The sequence below is a fragment of the Azospirillum baldaniorum genome, assembly GCF_003119195.2.
Lineage (GTDB): Bacteria > Pseudomonadota > Alphaproteobacteria > Azospirillales > Azospirillaceae > Azospirillum > Azospirillum baldaniorum.
Genome location: NZ_CP022253.1, coordinates 2,950,492 through 2,963,987, shown reverse-complemented (window position 1 = coordinate 2,963,987; position 13,496 = coordinate 2,950,492). Strand labels below are relative to the sequence as shown.

At 69.8% G+C, this 13,496-nt stretch carries 16 protein-coding genes; 8 read left to right on the top strand and 8 right to left on the bottom strand.

The genetic code is table 11. The annotated features are described in order from the left end of the window. Positions 1-7: 7 nt before the first annotated feature. From Sp245p_RS34925 to Sp245p_RS14020, 4 genes are all read right to left on the bottom strand, one after another. Positions 8-403 (bottom strand): type II toxin-antitoxin system VapC family toxin, encoded by a 396-nt coding sequence (locus Sp245p_RS34925; protein ID WP_014239254.1) that lies wholly within the window; start codon positions 401-403, stop codon positions 8-10. Next, a complete protein-coding gene (locus Sp245p_RS34920; protein ID WP_014239255.1) occupies positions 400-666 on the bottom strand; it encodes an AbrB/MazE/SpoVT family DNA-binding domain-containing protein in 267 nt (88 codons plus the stop codon). The genes Sp245p_RS34925 and Sp245p_RS34920 overlap by 4 nt, the downstream gene beginning before the upstream one ends. Positions 667-699: 33 nt before the next feature. Then, positions 700-1,704: a cobaltochelatase subunit CobS gene (gene cobS / locus Sp245p_RS14025; RefSeq protein ID WP_014239256.1), complete on the bottom strand. Its 1,005-nt coding sequence runs from the start codon at positions 1,702-1,704 to the stop codon at positions 700-702. 73 nt (positions 1,705-1,777) lie between these two features. After that, positions 1,778-2,362, bottom strand: a complete 585-nt coding sequence (locus tag Sp245p_RS14020) for a J domain-containing protein (RefSeq protein WP_014239257.1) — start codon at positions 2,360-2,362, stop codon at positions 1,778-1,780. Positions 2,363-2,527: 165 nt separating this feature from the next. Between Sp245p_RS14020 and Sp245p_RS14015 the strand changes: the two genes are divergently transcribed. Then, positions 2,528-2,800, top strand: coding sequence for a BolA family protein (locus Sp245p_RS14015; protein ID WP_014239259.1), 273 nt, complete (start codon positions 2,528-2,530; stop codon positions 2,798-2,800). Between the two features lie 311 nt (positions 2,801-3,111). Continuing rightward, complete coding sequence (locus Sp245p_RS14010; RefSeq protein WP_244439345.1) at positions 3,112-3,534, top strand: ribbon-helix-helix domain-containing protein; 423 nt, start codon at positions 3,112-3,114, stop codon at positions 3,532-3,534. Positions 3,535-3,667: 133 nt separating this feature from the next. Here Sp245p_RS14010 and Sp245p_RS14005 read toward each other — a convergent pair whose 3' ends face one another. The 4 genes from Sp245p_RS14005 to Sp245p_RS13990 all read right to left on the bottom strand — a co-directional run bounded on the left by Sp245p_RS14005 (position 3,668) and on the right by Sp245p_RS13990 (position 6,797). Then, on the bottom strand, positions 3,668-4,282 hold the full coding sequence (locus Sp245p_RS14005; protein WP_014239261.1) for a DUF2889 domain-containing protein: 615 nt from the start codon (positions 4,280-4,282) through the stop codon (positions 3,668-3,670). Positions 4,283-4,418: 136 nt separating this feature from the next. Continuing rightward, positions 4,419-4,904, bottom strand: coding sequence for a CBS domain-containing protein (locus tag Sp245p_RS14000; protein WP_014239262.1), 486 nt, complete (start codon positions 4,902-4,904; stop codon positions 4,419-4,421). A gap of 113 nt (positions 4,905-5,017) precedes the next feature. Further along, on the bottom strand, positions 5,018-6,154 hold the full coding sequence (aroB, locus tag Sp245p_RS13995) for a 3-dehydroquinate synthase (RefSeq protein ID WP_041810876.1): 1,137 nt from the start codon (positions 6,152-6,154) through the stop codon (positions 5,018-5,020). A gap of 7 nt (positions 6,155-6,161) precedes the next feature. Further along, positions 6,162-6,797: a shikimate kinase gene (locus tag Sp245p_RS13990; RefSeq protein WP_052584218.1), complete on the bottom strand. Its 636-nt coding sequence runs from the start codon at positions 6,795-6,797 to the stop codon at positions 6,162-6,164. 216 nt (positions 6,798-7,013) lie between these two features. Here Sp245p_RS13990 and Sp245p_RS13985 point away from each other — a divergent pair, with 216 nt between their 5' ends. The 6 genes from Sp245p_RS13985 (at position 7,014) to Sp245p_RS13960 (ending at position 13,437) form a co-directional block, all read left to right on the top strand. After that, on the top strand, positions 7,014-7,202 hold the full coding sequence (locus tag Sp245p_RS13985) for a hypothetical protein (protein ID WP_103039827.1): 189 nt from the start codon (positions 7,014-7,016) through the stop codon (positions 7,200-7,202). Continuing rightward, positions 7,183-9,195, top strand: coding sequence for a hypothetical protein (locus tag Sp245p_RS13980; RefSeq protein WP_109138556.1), 2,013 nt, complete (start codon positions 7,183-7,185; stop codon positions 9,193-9,195). The genes Sp245p_RS13985 and Sp245p_RS13980 overlap by 20 nt, the downstream gene beginning before the upstream one ends. Continuing rightward, positions 9,192-10,211, top strand: coding sequence for a site-specific tyrosine recombinase XerD (gene xerD / locus Sp245p_RS13975; protein ID WP_014239265.1), 1,020 nt, complete (start codon positions 9,192-9,194; stop codon positions 10,209-10,211). Before Sp245p_RS13980 ends, xerD begins: the two co-directional genes overlap by 4 nt. A gap of 141 nt (positions 10,212-10,352) precedes the next feature. Beyond that, positions 10,353-11,957 carry a malate synthase A gene (aceB, locus tag Sp245p_RS13970; RefSeq protein WP_014239266.1) on the top strand — a complete coding sequence of 535 codons (1,605 nt, stop codon included), beginning with the start codon at positions 10,353-10,355 and terminating at the stop codon, positions 11,955-11,957. A 65-nt stretch (positions 11,958-12,022) separates the two neighbouring features. Further along, positions 12,023-12,505: a DUF29 domain-containing protein gene (locus tag Sp245p_RS13965; RefSeq protein ID WP_014239267.1), complete on the top strand. Its 483-nt coding sequence runs from the start codon at positions 12,023-12,025 to the stop codon at positions 12,503-12,505. Between the two features lie 2 nt (positions 12,506-12,507). Then, on the top strand, positions 12,508-13,437 hold the full coding sequence (locus Sp245p_RS13960) for a DMT family transporter (protein WP_014239268.1): 930 nt from the start codon (positions 12,508-12,510) through the stop codon (positions 13,435-13,437). Positions 13,438-13,496: the final 59 nt, after the last annotated feature.

Here is a 13,496-nt window from a genome sequence, read left to right as displayed (position 1 = left end):
CGGGCTGTCAGCTCAAAATCTGGAATTCCGGCAGCCGGGCTGCCTTGCGGTCGAACGTCAGCGCGGTGGCGCAGCCGGCGTTCCGGTTGCGGAGGCCGAGCAGGGCGTCGGAAAAGTCGAAGCCTTGCCGGTGCAGGGCCGATGCGGTCCGCGCGGCCGTTTCGCTTTCCACCCGGATGTCCGCGTTGTCGAGGATGAGGTCTAGGATGCGCGCGATGGTCTCACGGTCCCGGCGCATGACGCCTTCCAGAACCCAGACGAACTCGCACAGGACGATGTCGCCGACGAAGCAAACCTCACCATCGGCGACCAGGGCGCGAACGGCGGTCCGCGCCTTGGCGGCTTGGTCCGGATCGTCCTCCACCACCAGCCGAAGCAGGACGTTGGTGTCCAATCCGATCACGACGTCCGGTCCTGTGGTCCGGCGTGCCGTTCCGCCATGCGCCGGCGGATCGCGTCGTCCATTTCTTCCTGGGACAGGGCGCGCGTGAACGTGCCCCCGCTGCCGATGAGATCGTCCAGACTGTGGGGGCGGGGTCTGACCAAGACGGTGCGGTCGTCGCGCAGGATCAACTCGACGCGGTCGCCGGGCTTCACGCCCAGCTGCTCGCGCAGATCCTGCGGCAACGCCAATTCCCCGTTCGGTCCGACCTCGATGTACCCCATTGCCGGCCTTTCCCTCGGCTCGCGCCCCCCCCGTCACACCAGGTTCGCCTGCACTCCCGTCTCCGGCAGCTCGGTGCCGAAGCAGCGCTGGTAGTATTCGGCGACGGTCGGCCGCTCCACCTCGTCGCACTTGTTCAGGAAGGTGATCCGGAACGCGAAGGCGATGTCGTTGAAGATGTTGGCGTTCTGCGCCCAGGTGATGACCGTGCGCGGGCTCATCACGGTGGAGATGTCGCCGTTGATGAAGCCGGCGCGGGTCAGGTCGGCCAGGCGCACCATCGACGCCACGGTCTTGCGGCCGGCCTCGCTGTCGTATTCCGGCACCTTGGAGGCGACGATCTTCACCTCGGCGTCCACCGGCAGGTAGTTCAACGTCGCCACGATGTTCCAGCGGTCCATCTGGCCCTGGTTGATCTGCTGCGTGCCGTGATAAAGGCCGGTGGTGTCGCCCAGGCCGACGGTGTTCGCCGTGGCGAACAGGCGGAAGGCCGGGTGCGGGCGGATGACGCGGTTCTGGTCGAGCAGGGTCAGCTTGCCTTCCACCTCCAGCACGCGCTGGATCACGAACATCACGTCGGGACGGCCCGCGTCATACTCGTCGAAGACCAGCGCGCAGGCGTGCTGGAGCGCCCAGGGCAGGATGCCTTCGCGGTATTCCGTCACCTGGACGCCGTCGCGCAGGACGATGGCGTCCTTGCCCATCAGGTCGATGCGGCTGATGTGGCTGTCCAGGTTGATGCGGATGCAGGGCCAGTTCAGGCGCGCGGCCACCTGTTCGATGTGGGTGGACTTGCCGGTCCCGTGATAGCCCTGGACCATGACGCGACGGTTGTAGGCGAAGCCAGCCAGGATCGCGAGCGTCGTGTCGCGGTCGAAGCGGTAGGCTTCGTCGATGTCCGGCACATGCTCCGTGCGCTGGCTGAAGGCCGGCACCTGCATGTCGCTGTCGATGCCGAACACTTGACGCACCGACAGGGTGATGTCGGGAACGTGATCGAACAGGGCCGAGCTGGCCTGGGTGGCTCCTTGAGAAGGCATGGGAGGTTCTTATCGTTCCAACGTGTCTGTTGTCGGGGCCGCCCGGCCAATCTGGTCCGGCCAACCGTCGGGGTTACGCACCATAGCAGGCTTTCAGCGTGTTGTAGGCCTGATTGATCTCCTTCAACTTTTCTTCGGCCGCCTTGTCCCCGCCGTTGGCGTCGGGATGGTGGATTTTCACCAGCTCGCGGTAGCGCGCCTTGATGCGCGGGAAATCCACCGGCGGGGCGAGGTCGAGGACGACCAGCGCCTCCTCCTCCGCGCTGCGGGCGGCCTGGCGGCGCTGCTTGCTCTCCTCGGACTGGTCCTTGCCGGCCTCGCGCCCGAACTCGAAGCTGAAGCCGTGCATCGCGCGGTCGCGCAGGAACTTCTCCTGCACCCCCCAGAAGCCGAGCGGCCAACTGGGCCGCTGCCACGTGGTGTCGCGGCGGACCTCGGCCTCGATCTGCTCGGGCTTCATGCCGGCGTAATAGTCCCAGGCGCGGTTGTATTCGCGCACATGGTCCAGGCAGAACCAGTAATAGTCGTTGAGCTGCCGGCGGCTCTTCGGCGCCCGGTACTCGCCCTCGCCCGCACAGCCCGGATGATCGCAGGCGCGCATGGCGGTGCGCGGCTGGTCGTAGCGGCTGAAGTCGTAGCGGGTGCGTGGCTTGCTCATGTGCGAAGTATGGGAAGAGGCATCCTTTCTGGCAAGCGCACGCAAGGGGGCGGTGCCGAACTGCGGAAAATGGCCGGTCTGCGGCACTGGCGGCTTGACGGGAGCGGTGCTGCGCCGTCACCTCAATCCCAAACCCGACTCCGCCCAAACCCAATGAGGACCCCCATGGAATACGCCACCCGCATGCGTCGGAAGCTGACCGACGCGCTGGCCCCCGAGCGGCTCGACATCCAGGACGATTCCGGCCGGCACGCCGGCCATGGCGGCGCCCACCCGGAGGGCGAGACGCATTTCCACGTCACCATCGTCTCCGCCGCCTTCGCCGGAAAGTCGCGCGTGGAGCGCCAGAGGCTGGTCTATGGCCTGCTCGCCCAAGAAATGGCGGAGCGCGTTCACGCCCTCGGCCTGACCACGCTGACTCCCGAAGAGGCTCGCTGACAGCAACGCCGACAAGAACGCCGGGCCGCCGCCCGTGCAGCAAGGGAAAAGCGCCACCTGCAAATGCATACATACGCATGCAACTACTAGAGGTTCTTTTCCGTCTTCAAACATAATTGGAGTGCTGCCGTGGTTGCAATTCTCGCTGTATTTAGTAGAGTGCAGCGCATGCAACCAATCAATGCGCCGTGGGCGATGCACTTTTCGCGCGTCGTCCGGCGGGTTCGTGGAGAGGGCGGCGTATGGCGAAGCGCGGGCCGAAGAAGCGGTTAACAGTGAATCCCAACGCGTGTGTGGAACCGCTGAAGAGCATGAACATCATGATTGCCGGGCGCCGCACGAGCATGCGTCTGGAGCCGACCATGTGGGACGCTCTGGAGGACATTGCCCGCCGCGAGGGCCTGACGGTCAACGGCCTCTGCACCCTGATCAAGGACCGGCTGGACGAGCAGATCCGGCGGCGCGGTCCGGGCGCGGACAATGCGGAGGTCACCCTGACCTCGGCGGTCCGCGTCTTCATCGCGGCCTATTTCCGCCGGGCCTGCACCGAGGACGGTCATGTCCAGGCCGGACACGGCGGGGGCGATCCCTTCGTGGGGACGCCTTTCGACCTGCCACCGCTCGACGAGCTGGACCGGACGGAAAGCGGGGCCGGCACCACGGCATCGGCTTTGCCGCCGGCGGCGAAGCCGGGCGCGACGGGCGAGGGCCTGCGGTCCGCGCTGGACGCGTGACGGCCGGAGCATCCCGATCGGCAGAAGAAAAGGGCGCGTCCATAGGATGCGCCCTTATGTGTCTGTCCGGTATGTGTCCGTCCGGGATGCTGTGTCCGGTGCGGACGAAGAGTGGTTGGCGCCGCCCGCCGCCTCAGTCCGCGGCGTCGCGCGGACGGTCGCCGGTGTAGTGGTCGGGCCAGTTCTTCCGCACGACCTCGCCGTTGCTGTCGAAGATGTGGCAGGTGTTCAGCAGCACCGGGCGCTTGGTGCGCAGCATGTCCTCCTTGCTGCCCGCCTCGCCGCCGCCGGCCGCCCGGGCCTTCTCGGCCTGCTCGCGCGCCAGGATGGGGTAGATGGTCTGGAAGGCGGTGGTGGCGATCGGCCCCAGAAGCTCCACCAGATGCGTGCAGCCCTGGACGCCGCCCAGACGCTCCTTCACCGCGCGGGTCCAGCCCGGCCCGATCTTCAGCCCGACCAGCCGCTGGAAATTGGGGGTGACGGAGCCGCAGGTGCGGTAGGGGCTCTTCTCCGTCACCGCCTCGACCGCCTGGACGGTCAGGTCGTTGTCCACCGTCAGGCGAAGCCACATGCCGTGCACCGGGTCGCCGGGCATGATCTGCCCACGCTGCTCGGTGTGGAAGGCGTAGCTCTTCACATCGGTCAGATGGCCTTCGACATCCCACAGCCCATCGGTCCGCCGATAGCCCCGGCAGATGACTTCCCGGGTGTGGATCGGTTCGCGTGCGGCGGGTTCGGACAGCGGCATGGGACTCTCTGACGTTCGGCCTAGTTCGGACGGCCTGATTGTTGGGGCGTACCCGGGAATATCGGTGGGGCCAGCGTTCAGGTCAAGCCGGCTTCGCCGCATTGCAGCATTACGCTGCCGCGGCGCTGTGCCTGGGTTACGGGGGAGCGCTGGCGGAGTAGTTCGACCCGAAGATGAAGGCCTCGCGGTCGCGGATCTCGTCCTCCAGATGGGCGCGGACCACGGCGAACAGGTCGCGGATGGAGACGATGCCCATCACCGTCCCGTCCGATTCGCCGTCCGCGGTGATCGGCAAATGGCGGTAATGGTGGCGCTCCATCAGGTCCAGCGCCTCGTAGGCGTGGGCATCCGGTCCCAGCGTGTCGGGAGAAGCGGTCATGACCTCGGCGAGCCGGGTCGTCGCGGGATCACGGCCGGCGGCGACGACGCGGGCCGCGAGGTCGCGCTCGGTGAAGATGCCCTTCAGCGACCGGCCCCCCTTCGGCCGGTCCTGAGTGACCAGGAGGGCGGCGACGCGGCGCTCCGCCATCAGGACGGCGGCATCCCGGACGCTGGCCTCCGGGGGCAAGCAGACGAGCTGCTGGTCCTTGATGACGTCGGGCATGAGCTTTCGGTTCGGCATGTCCAGTCTCCCTTTTTGGGGCGGCTTTTCCTCGCATCTTGGACGCGAATCGGAACTGTCGTTAACTCTGACAGTTTGCCACCCCAACGGTCAAGGGATTATGGTGCACCGCATCAGCGCGCGACGGCATCCTCCAGTAGCGCCCGCACCACCGCCGGATCGACGTCGCGCTGGGTGAAGGCGTCGCCCAGCGCGCGCACCAGCACGAAGGTGATGCGCCCGTCCTTGACCTTCTTGTCCTTGGCCATGGACAGGATCAGCCCGTCGATGTCCCATTCCACGCCGGGCACGTCGGTTGGGCGGACCGGCAGGCCGACGCGGGCCAAATGGGCGCGCGCCTTCTCGGCGTCCGCCGCCGGGCACAGCCCCAGCCGCACCGACAGGTCGAAGGCCAGGACCATGCCGATCGACACCGCCTCGCCGTGCAGCAGGCGGGAGCCGAAGCCGGTCGCCGCCTCCAGCGCGTGGCCGAAGGTGTGGCCGAGATTCAGCAGGGCGCGGTCGCCGCTCTCCCGCTCGTCCACGCCGACGATGGCGGCCTTGGCCCGGCAGCTTTCGGTGACGGCGTGGCGGCGGGCGTCGCTGTCGCCGGCGACCACCCGCTCGCCGTTCTCCTCCAGCCAGGCGAAGAAGCCGGGCAGGCGGATCAGCCCGTACTTCACCACCTCGGCGTAGCCGGCCAGCACCTCGCGCCGCGGCAGGGTGTCCAGCGTGGCGGTGTCGGCGATGACCAGCCGAGGCTGGTGGAAGGCGCCGATCAGATTCTTGCCGTGCGGGCTGTTGATGCCGGTCTTGCCGCCGACCGAGCTGTCCACCTGGCTGAGCAGCGTGGTCGGCACCTGGATGAAGTCGATGCCGCGCAGCGCCGAGGCGGCGGCGAAGCCGGTGATGTCGCCGATCACCCCGCCGCCGAGCGCCAGCAGGACCGCCGACCGCTCGATCCCGCGCGCCAGGACGGCGTCCATCAGCCGTTCGAAATGGGCGATGTCCTTGGTCTTCTCGCCCGCCGGCAGGACGATGGCCTGGGTCGGCTCGATGCCGGCGTCGCGCAGCGTGCGCTCCAGCGTCGGCAGATGCCGCGGGGCGACGTTCTCGTCGGTGACGACGATGGGCGCCTTGCCCCTGGTGATCGCGGCGATGCGCGGTCCGGCGCCGTCGAGCACCCGGTCGCCGACCAGGATGTCGTAGCTGCGCGGACCGAGGTCGAGGCGGACGGTGTCGATGGCGGTGGGGGTGTCTGGGGAGGTCATGGCAGGATCAGGGCTTGTCGTGGTGGTGGTGCGCCGGGTGGCGGTGATGATGGTGGTGCGAGTGGGGCAGGGTGATGTCGAAATGCGCCTCCAGCGCCTCGATCACCTGTTCCACGGTCGCCTCCGGCGGGCGCTCGTCGCTGATCACCGTCAGGTCGGCCTCCGCATAGACGGGGTAGCGGGCGGTCATCAGCCGGCTCAGGATCTCCTTGGGATCGCCGGCGTTCAGCAGCGGGCGATGGGTGCGCCGCGCCGTGCGGGCCAGCAGCACGTCCAGTTCGGCGCGCAGCCAGACCGACAGGCCGTGGGCGCGGATGGCCGCGCGCGTCTCCGGGTCCATGAAGGCGCCGCCGCCGGTCGCCAGGATGTGCACCGGCTGTTCGGTCAGCAGCCGGGTGATGATCCGCCGCTCCACCGAGCGGAACACCGCCTCGCCGTCGCGGGCGAAGATTTCGGCGATGGAGCAGCCCGCCGCCGTCTCGATCTCCGTATCGGCGTCCACGAAGGGCAGATGCAGCCGCGCGGCCAACCGCCGCCCGATCGCGCTCTTCCCCGCGCCCATCAGGCCGACAAGCACCACCGTCCTCGGAAGGGTCTTCGACGGGTCCGGCGGCTGTCCCTGCGGTGATGGGCGGGCGGTCATGGTGCTGTGGACTTTCCTGATGCTGTTCCGGCCTGATGCGGTTCCGGAGGGCGTGTGTTCGATTCGGTCGCAGGGGCCTGCGCATGTTGCGCAGCGGCGCCCCCGTGGCTAAAGTGGTACGTCCTGCGTTCATCGGCCATCGGGCCAGCGGTGCGGGCGGTGTGCGATGATTAGCATGAAAGCGCACCCTTGTCCCAAGCCGCACGGACGCAGACCGTGATACAGCGCCGCCGTTCCTTCCACAGAAACACGACTCCGATCGCCATGAGCCGGGTTATTTCCGTTCTTTTCGTCCTGTTCCTCTTCGTCATCGGGGGTGGCATGGCCTTCCTTGCCTCCTGGGACATGCCGGCACCGTCCAAGACGGTGGAAAAGGTCATTCCGGATGAGCGGTTCCCCCGCTGACGCCGGGGACGCCGGGCGCCGCCGCCGGTTTGCCGCTCCGCCACGGGGCGGACGGGCCGGGGCCGGCGCCGTTTCCATGTTTGCCGCCGCTTCCCTGGTGCTGGCTCTGTCCGGTGTCGTGATGGGAGCGGTGACGCAGGCCCAGGCCCAGGCCTATACCCAGGCGGTGCCTTCCGGGCCGCCGATCCGTCTGTTTCCGCCGCCGGAACGGATGGCCGTGCCCGACGTTGGAGTCCGGGCCGGGGTCGGGCGGGTCCTGGACGATCCGCTGGCTTCGCCGGGGCCGTCTGCCGCTCCGCTGCCGCTGACGCCGCCCGTCCATACGCCGTCCTTCGATGTGGTGCCCACCGTGGCGCCGCCTTCGACCATCGCGGTGGAGACGCTGGGGCCGCTGGACCCCGACGGCGCCGGTCCCCTGGAGGGAGTCGCCGGGCTGGGTGGCGACCCCTGGCGCGGCATCCCGCGCGCCGAGGTGCTGGCCCTGCTGCCGGAGCTGCCCACCCTCACCCCGTCGCCCGCCGTGAAGGAGCTGCAGCGCCGGCTGCTGCTCAGCCGCGGCTCGCCCGCCGCCGCTCCGGGCGAATCCGAACCGGCGCGCCGCTTCGGCGCGCTGCGGGTGGAGAAGCTGGCGGCCATGGGCGACCCGCGCGGCGCCGCCGACCTTGCCGCTCTGCTGCCCGAGGCGATGTCGGCCGACGAGGCCGCCGCCCGCGCCCTGACCGACGCCGAACTGCTCGCCGGCCCGCTGGACTGCGCCGCCGCGACGGAGCGCGCCAAGCCCTTCTCCGGCCCCTATTGGCAGCGTGTGGAGCTGTTCTGCCGCCTGCGCGCCGGGCGGATCGGCGGGGGAATGCCCACCGAGGCCGGGGCTGCGCCGGCGGGCGACGACCTCGCCTTCCAGATGCTGCGCGAGCAGCCGGGCGGCGACCCCGATTTCTTGCGGGTGGCCGAGGCGATGGCCGGCGGCCCGGCACCGCGGCTGCGCAGCCTGAAGGACCCCAGCCCGCTGACCCTGGCCGCCCTGCGGACGCTCCAGGCCGGGCTGCCGCCGGACGTGCTGTCCCTGACCGACCCGGCCCGGCTGGCCGCCGTGGCGTCCAACAACGGCGCCGACCCGGCGACCCGCGTGACCGCGGCGGAGCGCGCCGCCACCGCGCTGTTCCTTGATTCCCGGCGGCTGGCGGAGGCGTACCGCGCCGCGCCGGCCAAGGGCGACGAGCTTCTGCGGCTGAAGGACGCCGCGGCCCGCGACCGCACGGCCCGCACCCGCGCGCTGGTGCAGCAGGCGATGCTCGCGGCCATGGGCGGCGGGCGGCGGGTGGAACTGGCCGGGTTGGCGCTGGAGCTTCTCGACCCGCCGATGCTGACCGGTCCGGTGGGGGCGGTGGTGGCGGACATGCTCGACACCCTCTCGCCGACTCCGGACGCCGCCGCCCTGGCCCCCGCCGCGGCGCGGCTCTGCTTCGCGCTGGGCCGCGCCGACAAGGGCAAGCGCTGGTACGATCTCGCCCTGCGCAGCCGTCCCACAGTGGAGGTGGCGCGGCTGTGGCCGCTCGCCGTCATCGCGCTCGGTCCGCCGCCGGGTGGCGGGGTGCTGGGCCTCGCCGGCTGGCTGGACGAGTCGCTGCGCGGCGCCGACCTGGAGGCCCGCGCCCAGGTCGCCGGGCAGCTGGCCCTGCTCCAGGCGATGGGCCTCGCCGTGCCGGAGGAGGCGTGGCGCCGGACCGCCGACCCCGAGGAGATGGCCCCCACGCCCGCGGACGCCCGTCCCCCCACCGCCGACCCCGCCCTATGGCAGCGGCTGGCCGAGGCCTCCGCCGACCGGCGCGTCGGCGAGACGGCGCTGGCCGCCCTGCTGCTGCTCGGCAACGCCGGGCCGGCGGGCACGCCGCCCGCGGTGGTGGCGCGGGTGGTCGGTGCCCTGCGCGCCGTGGGTCTGGACAGCGATGCCCGCGCCATCGCCCGTGAAGCCGCCGCGGCCCTGGCCGGATGAGTCCCATGCCCAAAACACCCCTGCCGAAAGCCCAGCCGAAGCGGCGCGGGCGCCCCTGCAAACCGCGCCCGATCGCGGCCTCGCCCCATGTCGACGCCTTCCTGGACATGCTGACGGCGGAGCGCGGCGCGGCGCTGAACACCCGGATGGCCTACGAGCGCGACCTCGCCGATCTCGCCCTCTGGCTGGCCCAGCGCGGGCAGCCGCTGGAAAAGGCGGTGACGGAGGATCTGCGCGCCTACCTCGCCTTCCAGTATGTGGAGGGCGGGCAGAAGCCGGCGCCGCGCACGCTGGCCCGCCGCCTGTCGGCGATGCGCCAGTTCTACCGCTTCCTGGTCTCGGAAGGCCGGCGGGCCGACGACCCGGCTTCGGCGCTCGACAGCCCCAAGCAGGGCCGCCCGCTGCCCAAGATCCTGACGGTGGAGGAGGTCACGCGCATGATCGACTCCGCCCAGACCCGCGGCGGGCCGGAAGGGCTGCGGCTGGTCGCGCTGCTGGAGGTGCTCTACGCCACCGGCCTGCGCGTGTCGGAGCTGGTCGGCCTGCCGATGGCGGCCATCCTGCGCGACGGGCGCGGGCTGATCGTGCGCGGCAAGGGCGGGAAGGAGCGCATGGTGCCGCTGTCCGAACCGGCCTCCGCTGCGCTGAACGTCTATCTGCCCTGGCGGAGCCACTTCATTTTGGCCGGGCGGGAGAACGGACCGGTCGCCTTCCTGTTCCCGTCGCGCAGCTCCACCAACGGGCACCTGACGCGCCAGCGGTTCGCCCAGCTTCTGAAGGAGCTGGCCATCGAGTCGAACATCGACCCGGAGAAGGTCAGCCCCCACGTGCTGCGCCACGCCTTCGCCACCCACCTGCTCGACCGCGGGGCGGACCTGCGGTCGGTCCAGAAGATGCTGGGCCACGCCGACATCGCCACCACCCAGATCTACACCCATGTGGTGTCGGAGCGGCTGAAACAGGTCGTGCACGAGCATCACCCGCTGGCCCGGCGAAAAACCATTCGTACGCAATAGTGTTGCGTATGTGTGGGTTTTTCCTTTCGCATAATGCCGATGCGGCTTTGGCCGCTCCTCCCGCTGTGGTATAGCCCTTATGCCAATGGGGTTGGCTGGCGAGTGCGCCGGACCGCCCTCGCGACGAACAGGGGGAACCGCATGGCCACGACCATCTCCGGGCTTGAGATCCTGGGTCCGATCACGCCGGGCGTCGAGACGATCCTGACGCCGGAGGCGCTGGCCTTCCTGGCGGAGCTGGAGGGGCGGTTCGGGTCGGAGCGGTTGCGCCTGCTCGACGTGCGGACCAAGCGGCGGGCGCTGATCGACCAGGGCCACAGGCCGGACTTCCTGCCGGAAACCCGCGCCATCCGTGAGGCTGACTGGACCATCGCGCCGCTGCCGCACGACCTGCTCGATCGCCGGGTGGAGATCACCGGGCCGGTGGACCGCAAGATGGTCATCAACGCGCTGAATTCCGGCGCGAAGGTCTTCATGGCGGATTTCGAGGATTCGAGCTGCCCGTCCTGGGCCAACCTGATCGAGGGGCAGGCCAACCTGCGCGACGCCGTGCGCCGGACCATCGCCTTCGACGATCCCGTGTCGGGCAAGAAGTACCGTCTGAACGACAAGACCGCCGTCCTCAAGGTCCGCCCGCGCGGCTGGCATCTGGCGGAGAAGCACGTCCGGTTCGACGGCGAACCGGTGTCCGGCGCGCTGTTCGACTTCGCCCTCTACGCCTTCCACAACGCGCAGGAGCTTCTGGCCCGCGGCTCCGGCCCCTACTTCTACCTGCCGAAGCTGGAAAGCCATTTCGAGGCGCGGCTGTGGAACGAGGTGTTCTCGGTCGCCGAGGATTATCTCAAGATCCCGCACGGCTCGATCAAGGCCACGGTGCTGGTGGAAACCATCCTGGCCGCCTTCGAGATGGACGAGATCCTCTACGAGCTGCGCGACCATTCCGCCGGGCTGAACTGCGGGCGCTGGGACTACATCTTCAGCTTCATCAAGACCTTCCGCAACGACCCCGCCGCTGTCCTGCCCGACCGGGCGGAGGTGACGATGGCGACGCCCTTCCTGCAGTCCTACAGCCTGCTGGCGGTCAAGACCTGCCACCGCCGTGGCGCCCCGGCCATCGGCGGCATGGCCGCCTACATCCCGGTGAAGGACGATCCCGCGGCCAACGAGACCGCCTTCTCCAAGGTCCGCGCCGACAAGGAGCGGGAGGTGTCCAACGGCCATGACGGCACCTGGGTGGCCCACCCCGGCCTCGTCCCCGTCGCGCGGGAGGTCTTCGACGCCTACATGCGCAAACCCAACCAGATCGACCGCAAGCGCGCCGACGTCAGCGTGACCGCCGCCGACCTGCTGGCCGTCCCGGAGGGGCCGAAGACGGAGCGCGGCCTGCGCAACAACGTGGCCGTCGCCATCGGCTATCTGGAGGCGTGGCTGCGCGGCATCGGCTGTGTGCCGCTGTTCAACCTGATGGAGGACGCCGCCACCGCGGAGATCAGCCGCACCCAGCTCTGGCAGTGGGTCCACCATCGCGCCACGCTGGACGACGGGCGCCCGGTGACCATGGAGCTGGTGGACGAGACCATCGCCGAGGAGCTGGCCGCCTGGAAGGCCCGCGTCGGCGACCGCGCCTTCGACCATGGTCTGTACGAGGAGGCCGCGGTGATGCTGCGCGACCTCGTGGAGCGGGACGACTTCGTGGATTTCCTGACCCTGCCGGCCTACGACCGCATCGTCGCGCAGGGGGCGTGAGGGCGTTGCCAAGCCCACGGCGTGTTCACCATATTGGTGTCGGCACACCACCCGAAGGGGCCGCCATGGGACGCAACGCCGCCGCGTATGGAGACGATTTCTACGGCTGGACGCAGGAGCAGGCCGGGCTTCTGCGCGCCGGCAAGCTGTCCGAAGTGGACGCCGAAAACCTCGCGGAGGAGATCGAGAGCATGGGCCGCAGCGAGGCCGACCGTCTGCGAAGCTGCCTGCGCCTGATTCTTTTGCACCTCCTGAAATGGCAGGAACAACCCGCCCGCCGGTCGCGGAGCTGGCGCAACAGCATCCAGCGGGAGCGGGACAACGCGGCCCTTGTGTTGGAGGACAACCCCAGCCTGACGCCCAAGCTGCCCGCGCTGTTCGCCAAGGCCTACCAGCTTGCCCGGCGTGAGGCCGCCCGCGAAACCGATCTGCCGGAGGAGCGTTTTTCCGAGGACAGCCCCTTCACGGTGGAGCAGACCCTCGACCCGGCTTTTCCGGATGATCTGGAAGACGGCTGGCGCCGCAGCCCCCGGACCCCGCGGGTCTGACATTGACCCTTCCATCCGCCACCGTCCCGCCGGCGTCGCGCGGGGCCGAATCGCTTGCGCTGCTGCTTCTGGTCGGCGGGTTGATCGGGGTGATCTTTCCGGTCACCAAGATCGCGCAGGCGGCCGGCGTGCCGCCGCTGCCCTGGGCCTTCTCCATGATGCTGGGCGCCGGGGTGATCCTGGCCGGGCTGGCGCGCGTCAAAGGCCAAGCCATGCTTCCCGCTGGGCCCCTGACCGGGCGGTACCTGCGCTACTTCGCGGTGTCGGGGCTGCTGTCCATGGCGCTGCCCAACGTCGTGCTGTTCTTCGTCATGCCGTGGCTGGGGGCCGGGCTGTCGGCGGTGGTCTACACGCTGCCGCCGATCCTGACGCTGCTGATGGCCGTGGCGGTGCGGATCGAAAAACCCGACCGCGGACGGGTGTTGGGCATCCTGCTCGGATTCGTCGGCGCGCTGATGATCGTCGGGCCGCGCGGCAGCCTGCCCACGCCCGATCTGGCGGGCTGGATGGCGCTGGCCTTCGTCATGCCGCTGTCGGTCGCGGCCGGCAACGTCTACCGCACCATGGCGTGGCCGCCGGGCGGCCAGCCGGTGGCGCTGGCCGCGGGCACCATGCTGGGCGGGGCGGCCTGGGTGGCGCTGGCGCTGCTCGCAACCGGGGCGGTGGCGGACCTGCCGGCGCTGGGACTCGCGCCCGGACTGGCCCTGCTCCAGATCGCGGTGACGGCGCTGACCTACGTGCTGTATTTCCGGCTCCAGGTGGTCGCCGGGCCGGTCTATCTCAGCCAGATCGGCTACGTGGCGACCTCCGTCGGGCTGGGCACCGGGACGCTGCTGTTCGGCGAGCGCTATTCCCCCTGGGTGTGGGGCGGGGCGGCGGTGATCGTCCTGGGCGTGCTTCTGGTCAGTTTTGGCCGGCGATTCGCGCGATAAGCTGTGGCATCGCCGCCGCGCACCGTGGTACCAAGGCCGGTCCGCGACGTCCGCGTCCT

What these genes read in the sequence shown, in the direction of transcription:
- aroB (WP_041810876.1), bottom strand. Translation starts at nt 6,154, where the DNA reads ATGACCTCCCCAGACACCCCCACCGCCATCGACACCGTCCGCCTCGAC.
- Sp245p_RS13990 (WP_052584218.1), bottom strand. Translation starts at nt 6,797, where the DNA reads ATGACCGCCCGCCCATCACCGCAGGGACAGCCGCCGGACCCGTCGAAG.
- aceB (WP_014239266.1), top strand. Translation starts at nt 10,353, where the DNA reads ATGGCCACGACCATCTCCGGGCTTGAGATCCTGGGTCCGATCACGCCG.
- Sp245p_RS34920 (WP_014239255.1), bottom strand. Translation starts at nt 666, where the DNA reads ATGGGGTACATCGAGGTCGGACCGAACGGGGAATTGGCGTTGCCGCAG.
- Sp245p_RS13980 (WP_109138556.1), top strand. Translation starts at nt 7,183, where the DNA reads ATGAGCGGTTCCCCCGCTGACGCCGGGGACGCCGGGCGCCGCCGCCGG.
- xerD (WP_014239265.1), top strand. Translation starts at nt 9,192, where the DNA reads ATGAGTCCCATGCCCAAAACACCCCTGCCGAAAGCCCAGCCGAAGCGG.
- Sp245p_RS14000 (WP_014239262.1), bottom strand. Translation starts at nt 4,904, where the DNA reads ATGCCGAACCGAAAGCTCATGCCCGACGTCATCAAGGACCAGCAGCTC.
- Sp245p_RS14005 (WP_014239261.1), bottom strand. Translation starts at nt 4,282, where the DNA reads ATGCCGCTGTCCGAACCCGCCGCACGCGAACCGATCCACACCCGGGAA.
- cobS (WP_014239256.1), bottom strand. Translation starts at nt 1,704, where the DNA reads ATGCCTTCTCAAGGAGCCACCCAGGCCAGCTCGGCCCTGTTCGATCAC.
- Sp245p_RS14015 (WP_014239259.1), top strand. Translation starts at nt 2,528, where the DNA reads ATGGAATACGCCACCCGCATGCGTCGGAAGCTGACCGACGCGCTGGCC.
- Sp245p_RS14010 (WP_244439345.1), top strand. Translation starts at nt 3,112, where the DNA reads ATGAACATCATGATTGCCGGGCGCCGCACGAGCATGCGTCTGGAGCCG.
- Sp245p_RS13965 (WP_014239267.1), top strand. Translation starts at nt 12,023, where the DNA reads ATGGGACGCAACGCCGCCGCGTATGGAGACGATTTCTACGGCTGGACG.
- Sp245p_RS14020 (WP_014239257.1), bottom strand. Translation starts at nt 2,362, where the DNA reads ATGAGCAAGCCACGCACCCGCTACGACTTCAGCCGCTACGACCAGCCG.